The organism is Pseudomonas sp. 51_B, assembly GCF_017491595.1.
Lineage (GTDB): Bacteria > Pseudomonadota > Gammaproteobacteria > Pseudomonadales > Pseudomonadaceae > Aquipseudomonas > Aquipseudomonas promysalinigenes.
This window is the reverse complement of the sequence record NZ_JAFGYW010000035.1, coordinates 1-18,044: the sequence shown is the minus strand read 5'-3', so window position 1 is coordinate 18,044 and position 18,044 is coordinate 1. Positions and strand designations below refer to the sequence as shown.

Genomic DNA, 18,044 nt, shown 5'->3' with positions numbered 1-18,044 from the left:
CGCTTGAGCACGATACTGGAACCTGGGCAGATCGAAGCGTCGGCGGTTATGCCGCCGTTTCTGCATCTGCCGCCTGGCGATTTGTTCGCACAACGCGCGCAGCGCCTGGAGCACCTGGCCGAGGGTCACGCCTTGGCGGACTACCTGAGGCTGGTAGCTCAGCTTTGTCGGGTGCAGCAGCTGCTTGTGGATAACCCGCCCGCCGGCTTACCCGTGGCCGAGGCACGTCAGCGCTTGTGCATAAGTCATGGACTTCCCCCCTTGGCAGCTGACAGTCTGGTGCGTGAGGGGCCTTGGCTGGTCTGGTTACAGGCACTGCTCGCGCACTTGAGCAGTGAAGCCACCGGGGCGCTGGGCGAAGCGTTGCGAGCGTTGCGCGCCAGTGACCAGGGGCAGCGCAAGGGTTGGGGTATCGCCCTGCTTGCCGGGCAATACGATGCGGTGCCTGCAGCGCTGGTGCCGTTCCTTGGTGCTGCCTTGCAGGCTGCCTGGTCAAGTTGGTTGCTGGCACTGCCAGCTACCGAGCTCAAACCTGCGGGCAGCCTTGCGCAGTGCCCCGCCTGCGGTTCGCCCGCCATGGCCGGTGTGGTGCGTAACCGTGGCAAGCACAATGGCTTGCGCTACCTGGCCTGTTCGCTCTGTGCCTGCGAATGGCATGTAGTGCGCGTGAAATGTGTTTATTGCGAGTCGAGCAAAGACTTGCGCTATAGCAGCCTGGAGGATGATCGCCACGCGCCGGGCAAGGCGCCGCTGCGTGCTGAATGCTGCCCGGGCTGTCAGAGCTACTTGAAGCAGAGCTACCTGGAGAATGACGCGGCGGCCGAGCCGCTGGCTGACGATCTGGCTAGCCTTGCGCTGGATATACGCTTGGACGAGGAGGGCTTGCATCGCTTGGCACCGAACCTGATGCTCGCGCCTGGGTCGTAGCTCGGGTCTACACTGAAATACCACTTCGCTTGCTTGGCGGCGGTTCGAGTCGTAGAGCCGCCGAGAAAGGCCAGCACAGACAACGGATCAGTCCAAGGTAGTACCGCATGTCCTCCAGCCTCACCTGCCACGCCCCACGCCTGCCGTCCATCGATACCCTTCTGCGCCACCCGGCTTGCATGCCGCTGATCGACCGGCACGGCCGCGATGCTGTTCTGGCTACACTGCGCCAACTGCTCGACGACCTGCGCGGCCCCGCGCTCCATGGCCAGCTCAGTACCGCCGAGCTTGGCGCTGAAGTGCTGCTGGGGCGCACGGGCGAGCGGCTGCTGGTACAGCAGCGCAGCCAGGTGCGTCGCGTGTTCAACCTGACAGGAACGGTGCTGCACACCAACCTCGGCCGCGCGCTGCTCCCAGATGAAGCCATCGAGGCGATGCAGATGGCCGCGCGCTACCCGCTCAACCTTGAGTTCGACCTGGCTACCGGCAAGCGCGGCGACCGTGATGATTTGATCGAAGGTCTGATTCGCGAATTGACCGGCGCCGAAGCCGTTACCGTGGTCAACAACAATGCCGCTGCAGTGCTGCTGGCGCTCAACAGCCTGGGGGCACGCAAAGAGGGCATCATTTCGCGTGGCGAGCTGATCGAGATCGGCGGTGCCTTTCGCATCCCTGACATCATGGCTCGCGCCGGCGTGAAGCTGCACGAAATCGGCACTACCAACCGCACGCACGCCCGTGATTATGAAGCCGCCATCGGTCCACGCACTGGCCTGCTGATGCGTGTGCATTGCAGCAATTACAGCATTCAGGGCTTCACTCACCAGGTCGAGACGGCGCAGCTTGCGCAGATCGCCCACCAGCATCAATTACCGCTGCTCGAAGACCTCGGCAGCGGCAGCTTGCTCGACCTTACTCGCTGGGGCCTGCCGGCCGAACCCACGGTGCGCCAAGCCCTAACCGATGGCGCAGATATCGTCACCTTCAGCGGCGACAAGCTGCTCGGTGGCCCGCAGGCAGGAATCATCGTCGGGCGCAAGGACCTCATCGCCAGGATCAAGAAAAACCCACTTAAACGGGCATTGCGCGTCGACAAGATCACCCTCGCCGCACTTGAAGCGGTGCTGGCGCTGTATCGCGACCCCGACCGCTTGGCCGAGCGCCTGCCGAGCTTACGCTTGCTCACTCGTGGCCAGGCCGAAATTCAGGCCCAGGCCGAGCGCCTTGCCCCAGAGCTCAAAGCGCGCCTGGGCGAGCAGTGGCATGTTGGCGTCGAGCCGGCACTGGGCATGATTGGAAGCGGTAGCCAGCCGGTGGCACGCCTGCCCAGCGCGGCACTGTGCCTGCGCCCGCAGGTGTCGAAGAAACTGCGTGGCCGCAGCCTGCACGTGCTGGAGCGTGCTCTGCGCGCCTTGCCGGTGCCAGTGCTCGGGCGCATCAATGATGACGCCCTGTGGCTCGACCTGCGTCAGCTGGACGATGAAGCGCAGTGGCTAGCACAATTACCAGCCTTGCAATTGGGGCCTGTGCAGTGATCGTCGGGACAGCCGGCCATATCGACCACGGCAAGACCGCGCTGCTTGAGGCACTCACCGGCCAGGCCGGTGACCTGCGTCAGGAAGAACGCGCTCGGGGCATGACGATCGATTTGGGTTACCGCTACGTGGCGCTTGCAGATGGGGCTGCCTTGACCGGCTTCATCGACGTGCCGGGTCACGAGCGTTTTATCCACAACATGTTGGCCGGTGCCCATGGTATCGATCTGGTGTTGCTGGTGGTGGCCGCCGATGATGGGGTGATGCCCCAGACCCGCGAACACTTGGCGATCATCGAGCTGCTGGGCATTGCGCAAGCGCTGGTAGTGATCAGCAAATGTGACCGTGTGGAACCCGAACGCTTGGCACAGGTGCAGGCGCAGATCAGCGCGTTACTGGCCCATGGGCCTTACGCCAAGGCGCGGCAATTCCCCGTATCGAGCCTCACCGGCCAGGGAATCGAGGTGCTGCGCCGGGCCTTGCTGGAGGCTGAAGCACAGGGGCGCCAACGCAGCCCACGCGGTGGCTTTCGGTTGGCGGTGGATCGTGCGTTTGCCGTCACCGGAGCCGGGATAGTCGTCACCGGCACTGCCCTGGCAGGGCGGGTGAGTGCAGGCGACACATTACTGCTAGGCAAGGCGGGCAAGCCGGTGCGTGTGCGTGGCCTGCATGCGCAGAACCAGGTTGCCCTGGTGGCCGAGGCCGGCCAGCGGGTGGCGCTGAACATTGCTGCTGAGCGCTTGGCACTTGAGCAGGTGCACCGCGGGGACTGGCTGGTGCCCCAATGGTTGCATGCGCCCAGTTTGCGAGTGGATATCGACCTTACCCTGCTGCCCGGCGAAAGCCGTGCCTTCGAGCACTTCAGTGCTGTGCATGTGCATCTTGGTACCCAGGATGTCACCGCCCGAGTGGCGTTGCTCGAGGGTCAAAGCCTGGCTGCCGGGCAGCGTATGTTCGCGCAGTTGCTGCTTAATGCGCCTTTGCAGGCAGTGCACGGGGACCGCCTGGTATTGCGCGACCAGCGTGCCCAGCGCACGCTCGGCGGGGGCAAAGTGCTTGACCCGTTCGCCCCAAGCCGACAGCGTCGCAGCGACGAACGCTTGCGCCAGTTGCAGGTGCTGCGCGCTGCAGATGATCTGGAGCAAGCGCTACCGGCACTGCTCGCCAGTGCTCAAGGCGGCTTGGACCCACAGCGTCTTGAGCGCCAGTTCAATCGCCAGCGCGAAACCTGGCTTTTGCCCGAAGATGTGCTGGTAGTCGCCACGCGCCAGGGGCCGTTGCTGTTTGCCAAATGTCGATGGCATGCGCTCAGGCAGCAACTGCTCGAGCAACTGGCACGCTTGCACGAGCTGGAGCCCGACCAGCTCGGCCCTGACCGCGACCGCCTGCGCCGCTTTGCTGGCCTGGCGCTGGAGCGGCCGGCGTTTGTCAGCCTGCTCGACGAGTTGCTCAGTGACCAACTGCTGTCCAGCAGTGGGCCATGGCTGCATTTGCCGGAGCACAAGGTACAGCTGAGCGCTGCCGATAGCGCAATGTGGGGGCGGCTGGAGCCGAGGCTGCTGGCAGGCGAATACGACCCGCCCTGGGTCAGGACGTTGGCAGCCGAAGAGCAATGTGCCGAAGCGGATGTGCGCTTGCTGCTTCGCAAGCTAGCGCGTTTGGGCCTGGTGCATCAGGTGGTACGCGACCTCTTCTATCCGCAGCAGACGCTTAAGCGCATGGCAGCACTGCTGCTCAAGCAGATGGAGGATACGCCAGTAGTGCAGGTTGCCGCGTTTCGCGATATGTTGGGCATCGGTCGCAAGCGCAGTGTGCAGGTTCTCGAATACTTCGACCGCATTGGCTTCACCCGCAGGGTGGCCGACCAGCGCTACATCCGCGCCGACAGTGCATTGGCCCAGCAGCAGGCCGGGCACTGAGTACAAGGAAGGCAATCGCGCCCGGTGGCGCGGCCGGGCTTCAAACCCGGTTGGGGACGGCAGCCGTTCCCGGGCAGGTTCGACTCCCGCTGCCTTCCGCCACTTTCACCGGCAATCAGGCGCGTTCCCCACAAAGGTCCAACGCAAACCACTGTTCGGCTGCATCGACATCCAGGCCGGCGCCCAGCAGTGCGAACATCTTGCCCAATGCAGCTTCCCGGGTCATGCCGCCGCCACTGACTAGCCCGGCGCTACGCAAGCGGTTACCCGCTGCGTAGGTGTCGAATACCACCGACCCTTCCGGGCACTGGCTGATGGCGGCCAGCAGGACACCGCGCTGGCGCGCTGCACGCAGCACTTCCAGTAGCGCCTGGTCATCCGATGGCCCGGTACCACTGCCATAGCACTCCAGTAGCAAGCCCTGCACGCCGCTTTCGAGTACGGCTTGAAGATGTACCGCTTGCAGGCCTGGGTATACCGGCATCACCGCCAGGTTGACCGGTTGGCGCCGTTGCCGATAGTCCAGGGCGGCAGGCCACTGGCTGGCCCGTTCACCTTCGCGGTGGCGTGGCAGTGCAGCGAAGGCGTCGAAGGCCTCGCTGCGGAGCTTCGAAGCCCGGCAGCCATGCAGCAACTGGCCGTGGAAATACAGCTGCACACCACTGTCCAGGCCCTTTTCGACCTGCCGCAGGGCCCCGCACAGGTTGTCCCAGGCATCACTGCCCGGTGCCCCGGCTGGCAGCATCGAGCCGGTCAGCAACACCGGCACCGGCAGGCCCAGTAGCAAGAAAGACAACGCTGCGGCGCTGTAGGCCAGACTGTCGGTGCCATGCAGCACCATCACGCCATCATGGCCGGCATCCACCGCCGCGACGATGGCTTCGCGCATCGCCAGCCAGTTGTGCTGCTGCATGTTGGCGCTGTCGAGCAGCGGGTTCATTTCCTGCAGCGTCCAGTGCACCTGTGGTGCATCGGGCAGTTGGGCGAGGTGTTCGCGCATGCGCACATCGAAACCACCGGCCGGCGCGAGGCCTTCTGCGGTTTCCAGCATGCCGATGGTGCCGCCGGTGTAGAGGACGAAAAGGTTCTTGACTGCACGCATGGAGAGCATCCGTAGCGGGGAGCGAAAGTAGAGCAGCCGCCCACGGACGGGGCGGCTGGGCAGGGCAGAATATCAGCGCTGGGTTTGCGCTTGGCCGACGGCTTTGTCAGCGACTGTTGCCGCTTGCGGGTTGGCAGGCCAAGCGTTGCGGTCAAGGTCCAGGTCAGCGAACTTCGACGAGTCGAATACCGGCTGCTTGATACCGGCCTTGCGCTGCTCGTCGTAGTCACGCATCACCCGCAGGCCGACCTTGAACAGCAGGGCCAGGGCGATCAGGTTGACGAAGGCCAGGCAGGTCATGGTGATGTCGGCGAACGCGAAGACCGTGGACAGGTCCTGCATCGAGCCCCAGACTACCAGCGCCAGTACCAGGCCACGGAATACCATGAGCACGGTGCGGTTGCGGCTGAGGAACTGCAGGCTGTTTTCGCCCAGGTAGTAGTTGTAGAGGATGCAGGTGAACACGAACAGCGACAGCGCAATGCTGACGAACAGGCGGCCCCAGTCACCCACCACGGCGGCCAGCGAATTCTGGGTCAGGACGATGCCGTCACCTTCGAAGCCTGGGGTGTAGAAGCCCGACAGCAGAATCAGCAAGGCGGTGCAGGTGCAGATCACGAAGGTGTCGAGGAACACGCTGAATGCCTGGACCACGCCTTGAGCACCTGGGTGCTTCACGGCAGCTACGGCGGCTACGTTCGGTGCACTGCCCAGGCCTGCTTCGTTGGCGAATACGCCACGTTTCACACCCATGACGATGGCGCTGCCGAGCAGGCCGCCGAAGGCTGGGTCGAGACCGAAGGCGCTCTTGAAGATGGTTTCCAGCATGGCAGGCACGTGTTCGATCTGAGTGCCGATCACGTACAGGGTTACGCCGATGTAGGCCAGGGTCTTGACCGGTACCAGCAGGTCCGACACGGCCGCGATGCGCTTGATGCCACCGATGAAAGTGATGGCCAACAGCACTGCCAGGACGATGCCGGTGTGTTGCGGGTCAAAGGCGAAGGCGTTCTGCAGCGAGTGGGTCACGGTGTACGACTGCAGGCCGATGAAGGCGAAGCCGTAAGTGACCAACAGCAGGATCGAAAACACGATAGCCATGCTTTTGCGCTTCAGGCCGTGCTGGATGTAGTACGCAGGGCCGCCACGGTACAGGCCATCGCCGTCGGCGCGCTTGTACACCTGTGCCAAGGTACATTCAAAGAAGCTGCTGGCCATGCCGACCAGGGCTGTGACCCACATCCAGAATACCGCGCCTGGGCCGCCCATGGTCACGGCGATGCCGACACCGGCAATGTTACCGGCGCCAACGCGGCCGGCAAGGCTCAGCATCAAGGCTTGGAAGGAGCTCAACTGGCCTGCCTGGCCACGCAGCGATTCCTTGAAAACGGCGAACATATGGCCGAAGTGGCGGAACTGAACGAACCGCGAGCGGATGGTGAAGTAACCGCCGAGACCGACGATCAGCACGATGAGGAGTTTCCCCGAGAGGAAATCGTTAAGTGCTTCGAGCATTGGAAAATGACCTCGATTCTTATTGTTCGCATGGAATGACTAGCGGACGGCAGGCGCACCACTATTCGTTGGGGCGCATGGTTGGCCATGACAAGACTCGTTACAATTTCGCGGCTTGCTCCGTTTTGGTGCGACTTGATGCTACACTTGCGTCATTCGCGTCACCTGAGTCTGCTGTCATGAGCGATCACTTCGCCAACAATCTCAAATTGGCTTGTAGCCACTACCGCTCTATCTCCGAAGTTTGCCGCCAGCTGTCAATCAACCGTGCCCAGTTCAACAAGTACCTGAGCGGGCAGAGCCGTCCGACGGCTTACAACCTCAAGCGCATTGGCGATTTCTTTGGCGTGGAAGATTACGAGCTGAATTTGCCACCCGAGCAGTTCAGCCGCTTGATCGGTGCACGGGTGTCGACGCCAGCCGAGCAACCCGGCGATCCGATCAGTGAATTGTTCCGCCCGCTGCATGATCACGCCGGCAATCTTTCGCGCTATTGCGGCTATTACTTCGAATACTCCAACTGCATGTCGGTCCCCGGCACCATCCTGGTGTCGCTGGTGCATCTTTGGGAAGAGCGGGGCCGCTTTCTGTTCGAGCGCCAGGAGCGTCAGGAGCGTTCCAGCTCTGCCGACCAGCATGCCGAAGTGCGGTGCCGCTATCTGGGTGCGGCGTTTCAGCTGCAGGATCGACTTTTCCTGATCGACTATGAGTCGCTGACCTACAACGAGATGAGCCAGACCATTCTCATTCCAAGCTTCAAAAGCCGCATCACTCGGCTAAACGGCCTCAAGGCCGGCGTTTCCAGCGGCGACCGTCGCAACCCCGCTTGCACGCGTGTGGTGTGGGAGTATTTGGGTGAAGAGATAAACCGCATCAACGCCTATCGGCAGGTCAAGCTGTATCAGCCGGATGATTCGCGGATCGATGACGACGTGCGCGAGCGCTTGAGCGTGGCGCCTTTGCGCAATGGGTTGTTTGAGATCGAGTGACGTTATCAAAGCAACGCGGCGTGGAAACGCAGCCATTCACCTATCGGATGACCTGCGCTGAGAAGCAACTTGATAGCCATCAAGCAGCACACAGTAACCAGCAGCGGTTTGATCAGTTTAGGTCCGAAGTAAAGTGCACAACGAGCGCCGAACTGAGCGCCAATGATGGCGCAGGCGGCCATAGCCAGCGCCAATGGCCATATGACGGCACCGCTGAAGATGAATACCGACAACCCCCCAAGGTTGCACGAGGCATTGAGCAGCTTGCTGCTACAGATCGCCTGCATAAGGTGCTGACCCAAGAGCAACGTGAAAGCGATCATGAAAAATGAACCGGTACCCGGACCAAAGATACCATCGTAAAAACCGATGCCTGGAGCCACAACGAGTGCGAAGGTCCAATGAGGTAGCCGTTGTTTGCGATCCTGATTGTCGAGCTTGGGGCTAAGCGCAAAATAGATGGCTACTGCTATTAGTAGAATTGGGACTGACGCCTCGAGCATTGCCCTATCGAGCAAGCTGATTGAAAAGGCCCCTGCAACGCCTCCGAAAAAGGCTAATAAAGCCATCGGCCAGATCGCTTGCCATTGGATCATGCGTTTTCGAGCAAACGCCCAGACTGCCGAAACACTGGCTGATGAAGCCTGCAACTTATTGGTCGCCATTGCAGCCAATGGATCAATTCCGGCGATGAAAAGTGCCGGAAGCGTCAGCAAGCCTCCACCTCCCGCAATGGCATCGAAGAATCCGGCTAGGAACGCAACAGCGGCAAGCAGGCACACTGTGGAAATTTCGATTTCCATCTACAGTTCTCCAATCTTATCCGCGAACGACGAGTGGGTCTGACTGAAGCACTAGAGCTTTGGTGTGTGGCGCATAAGCGAAGAGCCGAATCAGTAGCCTTCGGTTGCTGAATTCAATTGCGCAAATATTACCAAGTGAGAAGGCATCAAGTTGCACCAGCTGTTTGGCCGTGAATTCCTTTTTAAGTTTTAGTGCTAGATCCATTGATAATGCTGCAGTCCCTGGTGTTTCGGGCCCGCCCGCGGCAGCTATATGGCGGCACGCCCTATCCAGGATATGGGCTTGACTTTGCTGAAACTTAAAATAGGCGACATCCTGAGGTTCTTCGGCGCAACTTCCTGTCATGGCTTTTTCCTTGCGTGTAAGAATAGGTTGAAACTTCATGATGTAATGGAGCTATTTGGTCAGTTTTTTCTAATGTTGGATGCAGTACATGGTCACTTAGGTCTGTAGGGCTTTTCTTATGGGGTGGTAGGCCTGAAGCACCCAGGAAGCCGTGCACCTCGGGTTGGACTTCCCCGCCTGGAAACCGCAAAATGCCCCTTTCCCCAATCACTCTGTTCGGATCTGCTGACTCTATGCGTATGCGCCTGATGCTGTTGGGTGGTGGCAATGCCCTTGGGCAAGCGCTGATTCGTCTCGGGGCCGAGGAGGACATCGCATTCCTGGCGCCGCGCCCGCCGGAAGACGGCTGGGCCCCGGCCAGCCTCACTCAGCTGCTCGACGATCACCGCCCCGATGCCCTGGTCAACCTGGCCTACTATTTCGACTGGTTCCAGGCCGAGTCGGTCAGCGAACCGCGCCTTGCTCAGCAGGAGCGGGCGGTGGAGCGGCTGGCGGAGTTGTGTCAGCACCACCAGATCACGTTGGTGCAGCCTTCCAGCTACCGGGTGTTCGACGGCTCGCGGGCCACGGCCTATAGCGAAAAGGATGAGCCGATGCCGCTGGGGGCGCGCGGCCAGGCGCTTTGGCGCATCGAGCAGAGCGTACGCGCCGCCTGTCCGCAACATGTGCTGCTGCGGTTCGGTTGGTTGCTGGATGAGAGCATCGACGGGGTCCTGGGGCGCTTTCTGACCCGCGCCGAGCAGCCGCAGGAGCTATTGCTGGCCGATGACCGCCGTGGCAACCCCACACCGGTCGACGATGCTGCCCGGGTGATCTTGTCGGTGCTCAAGCAACTCGATTGCAGTGCGCCGCTCTGGGGCACTTACCACTACGCCGGCAACGAGGCGACCACGCCACTGGTCCTGGGCCAGGCCATTCTGACCGAGGCCGGGCAGCATCGGCAGCTGGCGGTACAGGCACCGACTGCGCAAGCCCATGCCTTGCGGCCGGACGCCAGTGAGGAGCCGCAGAACGCAGTGCTGGCCTGCAAGAAAATTCTTCACACTTTCGGCATCAAACCGCGCGCCTGGCGCGCAGGTTTGCCGCCATTATTGGATCGATTCTACCGCCATGGCTAACGCCCCTATCCTGATCACCGGCGGTGCCGGCTTCATTGGCTCCCACCTGTGCGATGCGTTACTGGCTAAAGGCTATGCGGTACGTGTTCTCGACGACCTTTCCACCGGCAAGCGCGACAACTTGCAACTGAGCAACCCGCACCTGGAGCTGATCGAGGGTGATGTGGCCGATGCTCAGCTGGTTCAGCGCGCCGTCGCCGGTTGCCGCGCCGTGGTACATCTGGCGGCGGTGGCGTCCGTGCAGGCCTCGGTCGAAGACCCGGTCAAGACTCACCAGAGCAACTTCATCGGCACGCTGAACGTTGCCGAAGCGATGCGCGTTCATGGCGTGCGCCGTGTGCTGTTTGCCTCCAGTGCGGCGGTATACGGCAACAATGGCGAAGGGGAATCGATTGCCGAGGAAACCTCCAAGGCGCCTTTGACGCCCTATGCGGTAGACAAGCTGGCCAGCGAGCAGTACCTCGACTTCTACCGCCGGCAGCATGAGCTGGAACCGGTGGTATTCCGCTTCTTCAATATCTTTGGCCCGCGCCAGGACCCTTCCTCGCCATACTCGGGCGTCATCAGCATATTCAGCGAGCGCGCCGCCCGAGGCTTGCCAATCACTGTGTTCGGCGATGGCGAGCAAACTCGTGACTTCCTCTACGTCGGTGATCTGGTGCAGGTGATGGTGCAGGCGCTGGAGCTGGCGCAGGTGGAGGAGGGGGCGGTGAACGTGGGACTGAACCAGGCAACCTCGCTCAACCAGATGCTCAAGGCGTTGGAACAGGTGGTGGGTAGCTTGCCGGCAGTCCATTATGCCCAGGCCCGCTCGGGTGATATCCGCCATTCGCGGGCGGACAACCAGCGCCTGCTGGCGCGCTTCGATTTCCCGCAGCCCACCTCGATGGTCGAGGGGCTGGCAAAGTTGCTTGGCAAAGCCTGAACCTGGCAACGCAACTGGGGCCGCTACGCGGCCCCAGTTGATGAGCATCAGATATTAGCTGACGGGCGTTAGGCTACTGCCGCCTTTTTCCCAGGTCAGAACTTGTAACCAAGGCCAACCATGTAGACCCATGGATCGACATCCACGTCGACCTTGGTCTTGCTGTAGCCCAGAGCAGTCGGGCCATTGACGCTGGCCTTGGTGTCGATGTCGACATACCACACCGCAGCGTTCACCAGCAGGTTGTCGGTGATCATGTAATCCATGCCCAACTGGCCGGCGAGGCCTACCGAATCCTGCAATTTGAGGTTGCTGAAGCCTTGTTGCTTGCGCTGGCCTGTGAGGTCTTCATCGAAGAATAGGGTGTAGTTGATGCCAACCCCGGCATAAGGCTGGAACTTGGAGGTGGGCTCCATTGGGTAGTACTGCACTGACAGGGTCGGTGGCAGTTGCTTGATGTCGGCCAGTTTGCCGTCCAGGCCTGCGCCGAGGCCTTTCACCCCGACACTGTGCTTGAAGGGCGTCGCCGCCAGCAGTTCCAGGCCAACATGATCGGTCAGCATGTAGGCGAAGGCCAGGCCCAATTGGGTGTCGCTGTCCAGGGTCGCCTTGGTGCCCGATACCTTGTTGCCATCGAATTTCAGGTCGCTGCTGCTCTCGTTCGGCGCAGTGGTAATGGCACCTGCACGGACGATGACATCACCCGCCTGGTGGGCGTAGGCAACTGGGGTGGTGAGCGCAAGGGCCACTAGCGAGGCGCCGAGCAAGGACTTGTTCATGGAAGCTCCCAAAGGACGTGATTAAACGAATGGTCCAATGGTACGGAGCCGGCTAAACGCATTGTTTGACCCAGCTCAACGAAGCGTCGTTACAAATTAGAAACAGTTCTCACTTGAGCACATACGCATAGATTTTCTCGGCTTCCATCTGGTAGCCGGCATCGGCCAACTCGCTGCTGGAAGCTCTAACCTGCATCTTTCCCTCGATCCAGTAGGGCTGGTAGAGGTCCTCCACACGCACACCCATTTCGCTGAAGATATGCACGATCTGATTGGATGGCGGGGGCGGCACATGGATGCAGGCGCCGTAGTAAGGCACCAGCAGAAACTCTGTGGTGCGGCCCTCCTCACTGACCTCGAGCGGCACGATATAGCCCGGGATCTTCACCTGCTGGCCATCAAGGCTCTGCACCACCGGGGCATCGGGCGCCTGTTGGCGCGCCGCAGGGGCAGACTCGGCAGACAGGGCATCGCTTAATTGCGACATGTCGTGCAGCGGCGCCAGTTGAGGCGGGATGACCGGCGCGCCCTCAGGAATCAGCGCAGGCCAGTCCAGCTCGCGCACCTCGCTCGCCCACAGCGGGGCTGCGAGGCACAAGATCGATAACAGCAGTACCCGGAGCATGGTGCCTCTCAAAGGTGAATCGACAAGCCGTCGGCCAGCGACTGCCGATAGGCGCGCCAGGCCGGTACGCTGCCCATCAGCAGCGCGGCGCCAAGGATGATCGCCAGCAGCGTCCACTCATGTGCGCTGGGCAACGCCAACGGCAGGTAAAGGCCGTAGTTGGCCTGAACGTAGCCTTGCGCCAGGGCGATGCCTGCGTACAGCAAACCCAGCCCTGCCGCGATGCCGGTGACGGCCAGCGCCAGCGCTTCGAGTACCAGCAACCCGGCGATATGCCAGGGGCGTGCGCCCACCGAACGCAGGATGGCCATTTCCCGGCGGCGCTCGTTGAGGCTGGTGAGAATCGCCGTGAGCATGCCGATCAAACCGGTCAGCACCACGAACAACGACACCACGAACAACGCCTGCTCGGCGGTGCCCATCAGGCTCCACAGTTCCTGCAAGGCGACCCCAGGCAAAATCGCCAGCAGCGGCTCGCTGCGGTACTCGTTGATTTCGCGCTGCAGGCTGAAAGTGGCGATTTTGTTGTTCAGCCCAAGCATGAATGCGGTGATGGCGGCAGGTTGCAGGTCCATGGTGCGCGCCTGGTCCGCACTGATGCGGCCTGCGCCACGGGCCGGCACGCCATTGTGCCAATCGATATGAATCGCCTCCATGCCCGCCAGGCTGATATGCAGGGTACGGTCGACCGGCGTACCGGTGCGTTTGAGCACGCCGACAACGGTGAAGGGTTTGTCGTCATGCTTGACCAGGCTGATCGCGGCGACACCGTGCGCCAGCACTAGCTTGTCGCCAAGCTTGTAATGCAGCGCGTCGGCCACTTCGGCACCGAGCACCACCTCGAACGGATCGCTGGCGAACTCACGGCCTTGGCTCAGCTCCAGATGCTGCCGGCGGCCATACTGGTAGTGACTGAAGTAGTCACCCGTGGTGCCCATCACCCGGTAACCCCGGTGCGAGTCACCCAGCGAAATGGGGATCGCCCATTTTACCCGGGGGTCATGGGCATAGTGCTGGTAGCTGTCCCAGCGTATGTTGTTGGTGGCGTTGCCAATACGAAACACCGAATACAGCAGCAGGTTCACCGAGCCGGAGCGGGCACCGACAATCAGGTCGGTACCGCTGATGGTGCTGGCGAAGCTGGCACGCGCTTCGGTGCGCACACGTTCGACGGCCAACAGCAGGCACACCGACAGAGCGATGGCGAAGGCGGTGAGAAAGGCCGTGAACCGGCGGTTGGCCAGGCTGGCCAAGGCAAGGCGAAGCAAGTACATCAGGCCTCCCGGGGCTTGGCGGCGCGGTTGAGTTCTGCCAGGGACAGATGGCGGTCGAACAGCGGCGCCAGGCTCTGGTCATGGCTGACGAACAGCAGACTGGAGCCCGCCGCGCGGCACTCGTCGAACAGCAGACGGATGAACACTTCGCGGGTATCGGCATCCAGTGCCGAGGTCGGCTCGTCGGCAATCACCAGTTCAGGCTGGCCGATCAGAGCCCGTGCTGCGGCCACGCGTTGCTGCTGGCCGATCGATAGGCTGTCGGCCCGGCGCGCCAGCAGCGCCGGTTCGCCCAGGCCCAAGTGCGCCAGCAGTTCACTGGCCGCCTGGTCGACACTGCCATGGCGCTGGGTAGCACGTTGGGCGCGGCTGCGCGAGAAGCGGCAAGGCAGCTCGACATTTTCCCTTACCGAAAGGAAGGGCAGCAGATTGAACTGCTGGAAAATGTAGCCAGTGTGGTCGACTCGAAAGCGGTCACGCGCACCTTGGCCCAGCAGCGCCAGGTCCTGCCCCAATAGCTGAATACGCCCTTGGCCCGGCCGGTTGACCCCGCCCAGCAAACCCAGCAGCGTGGTCTTGCCGCTGCCGCTGGGCCCTTTGAGGAACAGGGCTTCGCCGGCGTCCAGGCGCAGCGCCGGTATATCCAGCAGGGGCGCCTGGCCGGGCCAGGCAAACACTAGGTCCTGCAGTTCGATCAACGCCTGGCTCATTTCAGAAAGTGACCACGGCCTTGGTGGGCGACGTTTCGACGCCCTTCTGGCCGTTCGGGCCGATCAGTTGCACGTTGATTTTCTGTGTGGCCGGGAACGCCTTGTAGAGCGGGGCCAGATCGATCTGGGTGAGTTTGTCGGGCGTCGCGCAGGTCAGCTGGTAGTGGGCATTGATGTCGCTGTGAACGTGGCCTTCCTCGTGCTCATCACCGTCGTCGTCTGCCTTCGCCGCGTCGCCGAACAGCGGGCTTTGCAGCTCTTGCTGGTCGTCCTTGCAGCCAGCGGCCGAGGCCAGGGCAAATAGCTTGAGCGGTTGCTCGAGCTGCTGGCGCACAGCCGCCACCTTAGCCTTGTCGGCATCGCTGCTGGCCATGTGCTCGAAGCCCACTAGGTTCATTGCCGGGCTATCGAGCTCCAGCTCCAAAGTATTGCCGTCAAGTACGACGTTGAGCTTGGCGACGCCATGTTCGTGGGCGCCAAGGGTGCCGTGGGTATGATCGTGGTCATGATCTTCATGGGCTTGGGCGGCAGCCAGGGGTAGCAGAGCGAAAGGCAGGGCGAGCAGCAAACGACGCATGGACGACTCCGGAAGCGGGGCTGGTATTATGGTTATGTTATAACAACTTTTTAGTCCGCTGCCAGCCTGTGTAGCGCAGGTTTCATGTTGCGGTAGCATGGCGGCATTGACCTGAGCCTCTGGAGCAGACTGTGAGAATTCGTGGACAGATCGGTGAATGGCCGGTGGACTTGACCCTTGAACTAGAACCCCATGAGTGGGCCCAGTTACGGCGCGAGGCTGAGGTGCCAGCCCCGCTGCCGGTTCCCGATGCGGCTGTGGTTGCCACGCCGCGCCAGAACGATGGGCAGTGGGCAGCAGCGTGTGAGGTGTTGCGCCAGGCGGGTACGATGAACGGGCCGGCGTTGCTGGACCGCCTCGAAGCATTGACCGGTAGCACGGCGGCGGGTAAGCGGCTGCTGGTCCGGTTGCGGCACAGCCGTGAGGTGAGAGTGGAAAGTGGTGTGCACGCCCCGGTTTATCACTGGGTGGGCTGAGCTGCACTATAGATTGGGGCCGCGAAGCGGCCCCGGCATTCTCAGAACATCGCCGAAGACAGGCGGCGGCGGTACACGCCGACCAATGGGTGGTCGCTACCCAGCAGCTCGAACACCTGCAGCATGGCTTTTTGTGGCAGGCCGTTCTCGTAACCACGGTTGCGCTGGAACAGTTTGAGCAACCCCTCCAATGCCGCCTCGTACTGCTGGCGTGCCAACTGCTGGATGCTCAGCTGGTACGCCGCCTCGTCATCTTGCGGGTTCTGCGCCAAACGGCTTTTAAGGTCTGCGACCTCCGGCAGGCTGGCGGCCTGACGCAGGAAGGTAAGTTGCGCCTTGGCACCGGCCAGGGCGGCCTTGTGTTCGTCGCCCTTGACTGCGTCCAGGACCGTTTGAGCCTCGCCTAGCTCACCGCGCTCGGCCAGGCAGCGGGCATAGTAGATCAGCGCCTCGGCGTTGCTGTTGTCTTCGCTCAGCAACTGTTGCAGCGCGGCTTCGGCTTCGGCGAAGCGGCTTTCGGCGAACAGCGCCTTGGCGTGCTCCAACGGCGAAGCGGTCGGTGCGGCCGGCAGTTGCACATGCGGCTCGAGCATGGCCCGGATCGCCGACTCCGGCTGGGCGCCGGCAAAGCCGTCGACAGGTTGGCCGTCCTTGAACAGCACCACGGTCGGCAGGCTACGAATGCCGAACTGGGCCACCACTTGCTGCTCGACATCGCAGTTGATCTTGGCCAGCAGCAATTCGCCCTGATAGCCCTCGGCGATTTTCGCCAGCAGCGGCATCAACGCCTTGCAGGGCGCGCACCACTCGGCCCAGAAGTCCACCAGTACCGGCTTGTGGAAGGAGTTCTCGATCACCAGTTGCTGGAAGGTGGCATCGGTGACATCGAAGATGTAAGGGGTTTCCTGGCTCATCGCGACTCTCGCAAATCCGTGAATGGCATCACTATAAAGGCTCGCGGCTGGCGTGGTACAGGCTGACCCTGCGGAATTCGTGTGGCTCTGCCAGGTCCGGCAGGGTCAAGGCTTCGAGCACGCCAAGGGCTCGGTACAGCGGATGGTTGAAATCACGCACGCGCGAGTCCGCCACCAAGGCCTGGCGGCCACGATCCAGAAAGGCATCGAGCAGTGGCAGGTTGGCGCGGTCGTACAGCACATCAGCAACCAAAATCAGGTCGAAGCGGTCGGCTTCGGCGAAGAAATCGCTGCTGTAACCCAGCTCGACCGCATTGAGCTGAGCATTGGCGCGGCAGGCCTGCAAGGCCAGCGGATCGAGGTCGCAGGCCACTACTTCCAGTGCCCCCGCGCGCGCGGCGGCGATCCCGGCGATGCCCGAGCCTGCCCCAAAGTCCAGTACGCGCTTGCCGGCAACCCACTCAGGGTGCGCGGCCAAGTAGCGGGCCATGGCCAGGCCGCTGGCCCAGCAGAAGCTCCAGTACGGCGGCTCCTCGAGGATGCGTTGAGTTTCTTCGCTGGTGAACGCGCGGTCCATGTTCTGATCGTCGATCAGCCACAGTTTCAGTTCGCACTCCGGCAGCTCGCTGATCACCAGGCGCGCTTCGCCAATCAGGCCACTGAGGGCCTGCTGCAGGGCAAGCGGCGGCACTTATGGCGCCTTTTCGAAGCGCAGCGGGCCGGTAGCCTGGGTCTGGGCCTGAATGATACGCACGGGGGGCAGGTGCATGATCAGTTGGCCAGAGCGGCTGGCACGGCCACGCAGCTCGACCCGGGCCCCGGCGGGGAAAGCCTCGGGGTTGAAACGCAGGTGATAGGGCAGGGGTTGGCCAGTGCCGGTCAGGGTACTGCTGGCCAGAAGCTGTTGCGGACGATCACGGTCATCGATGACCAGCAGCGCCAGTTCCACGTCTGCGCCAGCCGGAATTTCCAGCAGTGTGCCGCTCAATTCACGCTGATAGGCCGGCAGCGGGCCGAGCGGTTCGACGTTCTTGGCCACCTTGGCCGGTACTGGCGCAGGGGCTGTTGCGGTTTTTGGGCGGTCACTGCCGCAAGCGGCTAGCAAGCAAGTGCAGCACAGTACGACGAGCGCACGACGAGGCATGGGTGGGTCCTTCACGGGCAGAATTGTATGGATGTTAACCCCTTTGGCTTGTCTTGCCAGTGCAATGCGCTACCATGGCCCTCCCTTTTTTTGTTGCCTGCCACCATGCACTGTCCCTTTTGCGGTGCCAACGACACCAAGGTCATCGACTCGCGTCTGGTCGCCGAGGGCGAACAGGTGCGCCGCCGCCGTGAGTGCGTCGCCTGCGGCGAGCGTTTCACCACCTTCGAAACCGCCGAACTGGTGCTGCCCCGCCTGATCAAGCAGGACGGTACCCGCCAGCCGTTCGATGAAGACAAGCTGCGCGCTGGCATGCAGCGAGCGCTGGAAAAACGCCCGGTCAGCGTCGAGCGCCTGGAAGCGGCG

Annotated in this window: 20 protein-coding genes and 1 tRNA gene; 9 read left to right on the top strand and 12 right to left on the bottom strand. The window is 62.2% G+C overall.

Annotated features, from left to right (window positions below; translation table 11 throughout):
* The first annotated feature begins 3 nt into the window (after nucleotides 1-3).
* The 4 genes from fdhE to J5M56_RS22235 all read left to right on the top strand — a co-directional run bounded on the left by fdhE (nucleotide 4) and on the right by J5M56_RS22235 (nucleotide 4,483).
* Nucleotides 4-927: a formate dehydrogenase accessory protein FdhE gene (fdhE, locus tag J5M56_RS22250; RefSeq protein ID WP_207937814.1), complete on the top strand. Its 924-nt coding sequence runs from the start codon at nucleotides 4-6 to the stop codon at nucleotides 925-927.
* Between the two features lie 107 nt (nucleotides 928-1,034).
* Nucleotides 1,035-2,462 carry an L-seryl-tRNA(Sec) selenium transferase gene (gene selA / locus J5M56_RS22245; protein ID WP_207937813.1) on the top strand — a complete coding sequence of 476 codons (1,428 nt, stop codon included), beginning with the start codon at nucleotides 1,035-1,037 and terminating at the stop codon, nucleotides 2,460-2,462.
* Nucleotides 2,459-4,381 carry a selenocysteine-specific translation elongation factor gene (selB, locus tag J5M56_RS22240; RefSeq protein WP_207937820.1) on the top strand — a complete coding sequence of 641 codons (1,923 nt, stop codon included), beginning with the start codon at nucleotides 2,459-2,461 and terminating at the stop codon, nucleotides 4,379-4,381. The genes selA and selB overlap by 4 nt, the downstream gene beginning before the upstream one ends.
* 6 nt (nucleotides 4,382-4,387) lie before the next feature.
* Nucleotides 4,388-4,483, top strand: a tRNA-Sec gene (locus tag J5M56_RS22235).
* A 13-nt stretch (nucleotides 4,484-4,496) separates the two neighbouring features.
* Here the strand turns inward: J5M56_RS22235 and J5M56_RS22230 are convergent.
* Nucleotides 4,497-5,483, bottom strand: a complete 987-nt coding sequence (locus J5M56_RS22230) for an asparaginase (protein ID WP_207937812.1) — start codon at nucleotides 5,481-5,483, stop codon at nucleotides 4,497-4,499.
* 72 nt (nucleotides 5,484-5,555) lie between these two features.
* Complete coding sequence (locus J5M56_RS22225) at nucleotides 5,556-6,998, bottom strand: alanine/glycine:cation symporter family protein (protein WP_207937811.1); 1,443 nt, start codon at nucleotides 6,996-6,998, stop codon at nucleotides 5,556-5,558.
* A gap of 179 nt (nucleotides 6,999-7,177) precedes the next feature.
* Between J5M56_RS22225 and J5M56_RS22220 the strand changes: the two genes are divergently transcribed.
* Nucleotides 7,178-7,987, top strand: coding sequence for a helix-turn-helix transcriptional regulator (locus J5M56_RS22220; protein ID WP_060478915.1), 810 nt, complete (start codon nucleotides 7,178-7,180; stop codon nucleotides 7,985-7,987).
* Between the two features lie 5 nt (nucleotides 7,988-7,992).
* Here J5M56_RS22220 and J5M56_RS22215 read toward each other — a convergent pair whose 3' ends face one another.
* The gene (locus J5M56_RS22215; RefSeq protein ID WP_207937810.1) at nucleotides 7,993-8,790 is read right to left on the bottom strand and encodes a TSUP family transporter; all 798 of its coding nucleotides are present in this window, start codon (nucleotides 8,788-8,790) and stop codon (nucleotides 7,993-7,995) included.
* Nucleotides 8,791-8,806: 16 nt separating this feature from the next.
* Entirely contained in the window at nucleotides 8,807-9,175 is a 369-nt protein-coding gene (locus J5M56_RS22210; protein WP_207937809.1) for a hypothetical protein, read from the bottom strand.
* Nucleotides 9,176-9,369: 194 nt separating this feature from the next.
* Here J5M56_RS22210 and J5M56_RS22205 point away from each other — a divergent pair, with 194 nt between their 5' ends.
* Nucleotides 9,370-10,254 (top strand): sugar nucleotide-binding protein, encoded by an 885-nt coding sequence (locus tag J5M56_RS22205; RefSeq protein WP_060478918.1) that lies wholly within the window; start codon nucleotides 9,370-9,372, stop codon nucleotides 10,252-10,254.
* The gene (locus tag J5M56_RS22200) at nucleotides 10,247-11,179 is read left to right on the top strand and encodes an NAD-dependent epimerase/dehydratase family protein (RefSeq protein WP_207937808.1); all 933 of its coding nucleotides are present in this window, start codon (nucleotides 10,247-10,249) and stop codon (nucleotides 11,177-11,179) included. The genes J5M56_RS22205 and J5M56_RS22200 overlap by 8 nt, the downstream gene beginning before the upstream one ends.
* 95 nt (nucleotides 11,180-11,274) lie before the next feature.
* Here J5M56_RS22200 and J5M56_RS22195 read toward each other — a convergent pair whose 3' ends face one another.
* The 5 genes from J5M56_RS22195 to J5M56_RS22175 form a co-directional block, all read right to left on the bottom strand.
* On the bottom strand, nucleotides 11,275-11,958 hold the full coding sequence (locus tag J5M56_RS22195; RefSeq protein ID WP_060478920.1) for an OmpW family outer membrane protein: 684 nt from the start codon (nucleotides 11,956-11,958) through the stop codon (nucleotides 11,275-11,277).
* Nucleotides 11,959-12,067: 109 nt separating this feature from the next.
* Nucleotides 12,068-12,583, bottom strand: a complete 516-nt coding sequence (locus tag J5M56_RS22190) for a DUF3299 domain-containing protein (RefSeq protein WP_186478735.1) — start codon at nucleotides 12,581-12,583, stop codon at nucleotides 12,068-12,070.
* Between the two features lie 8 nt (nucleotides 12,584-12,591).
* Nucleotides 12,592-13,857, bottom strand: coding sequence for an ABC transporter permease (locus J5M56_RS22185; protein WP_186478736.1), 1,266 nt, complete (start codon nucleotides 13,855-13,857; stop codon nucleotides 12,592-12,594).
* Nucleotides 13,857-14,567, bottom strand: a complete 711-nt coding sequence (locus J5M56_RS22180) for an ABC transporter ATP-binding protein (RefSeq protein ID WP_060478923.1) — start codon at nucleotides 14,565-14,567, stop codon at nucleotides 13,857-13,859. Before J5M56_RS22180 ends, J5M56_RS22185 begins: the two co-directional genes overlap by 1 nt.
* A 1-nt stretch (nucleotide 14,568) precedes the next feature.
* Nucleotides 14,569-15,144: a DUF2796 domain-containing protein gene (locus J5M56_RS22175; protein WP_207937807.1), complete on the bottom strand. Its 576-nt coding sequence runs from the start codon at nucleotides 15,142-15,144 to the stop codon at nucleotides 14,569-14,571.
* Between the two features lie 131 nt (nucleotides 15,145-15,275).
* On the opposite strand from J5M56_RS22175, the gene J5M56_RS22170 reads away from it, so the two are divergent.
* On the top strand, nucleotides 15,276-15,620 hold the full coding sequence (locus J5M56_RS22170; protein ID WP_186478738.1) for a hypothetical protein: 345 nt from the start codon (nucleotides 15,276-15,278) through the stop codon (nucleotides 15,618-15,620).
* A 41-nt stretch (nucleotides 15,621-15,661) separates the two neighbouring features.
* On the opposite strand, the gene trxA is transcribed toward J5M56_RS22170, so the two are convergent.
* From trxA to J5M56_RS22155, 3 genes are read right to left on the bottom strand one after another with little or no spacing between them, the layout of a single operon-like run.
* Nucleotides 15,662-16,534, bottom strand: a complete 873-nt coding sequence (trxA, locus tag J5M56_RS22165; protein ID WP_060478926.1) for a thioredoxin — start codon at nucleotides 16,532-16,534, stop codon at nucleotides 15,662-15,664.
* A 31-nt stretch (nucleotides 16,535-16,565) separates the two neighbouring features.
* Nucleotides 16,566-17,225, bottom strand: a complete 660-nt coding sequence (locus J5M56_RS22160; protein WP_186478739.1) for a 50S ribosomal protein L11 methyltransferase — start codon at nucleotides 17,223-17,225, stop codon at nucleotides 16,566-16,568.
* Nucleotides 17,226-17,678 (bottom strand): YbaY family lipoprotein, encoded by a 453-nt coding sequence (locus J5M56_RS22155; protein WP_060478928.1) that lies wholly within the window; start codon nucleotides 17,676-17,678, stop codon nucleotides 17,226-17,228.
* A 105-nt stretch (nucleotides 17,679-17,783) separates the two neighbouring features.
* Between J5M56_RS22155 and nrdR the strand changes: the two genes are divergently transcribed.
* Nucleotides 17,784-18,044, top strand: a 261-nt coding sequence (nrdR, locus tag J5M56_RS22150) for a transcriptional regulator NrdR (protein ID WP_207937806.1), incomplete at its 3' end; no start/stop codon positions are given.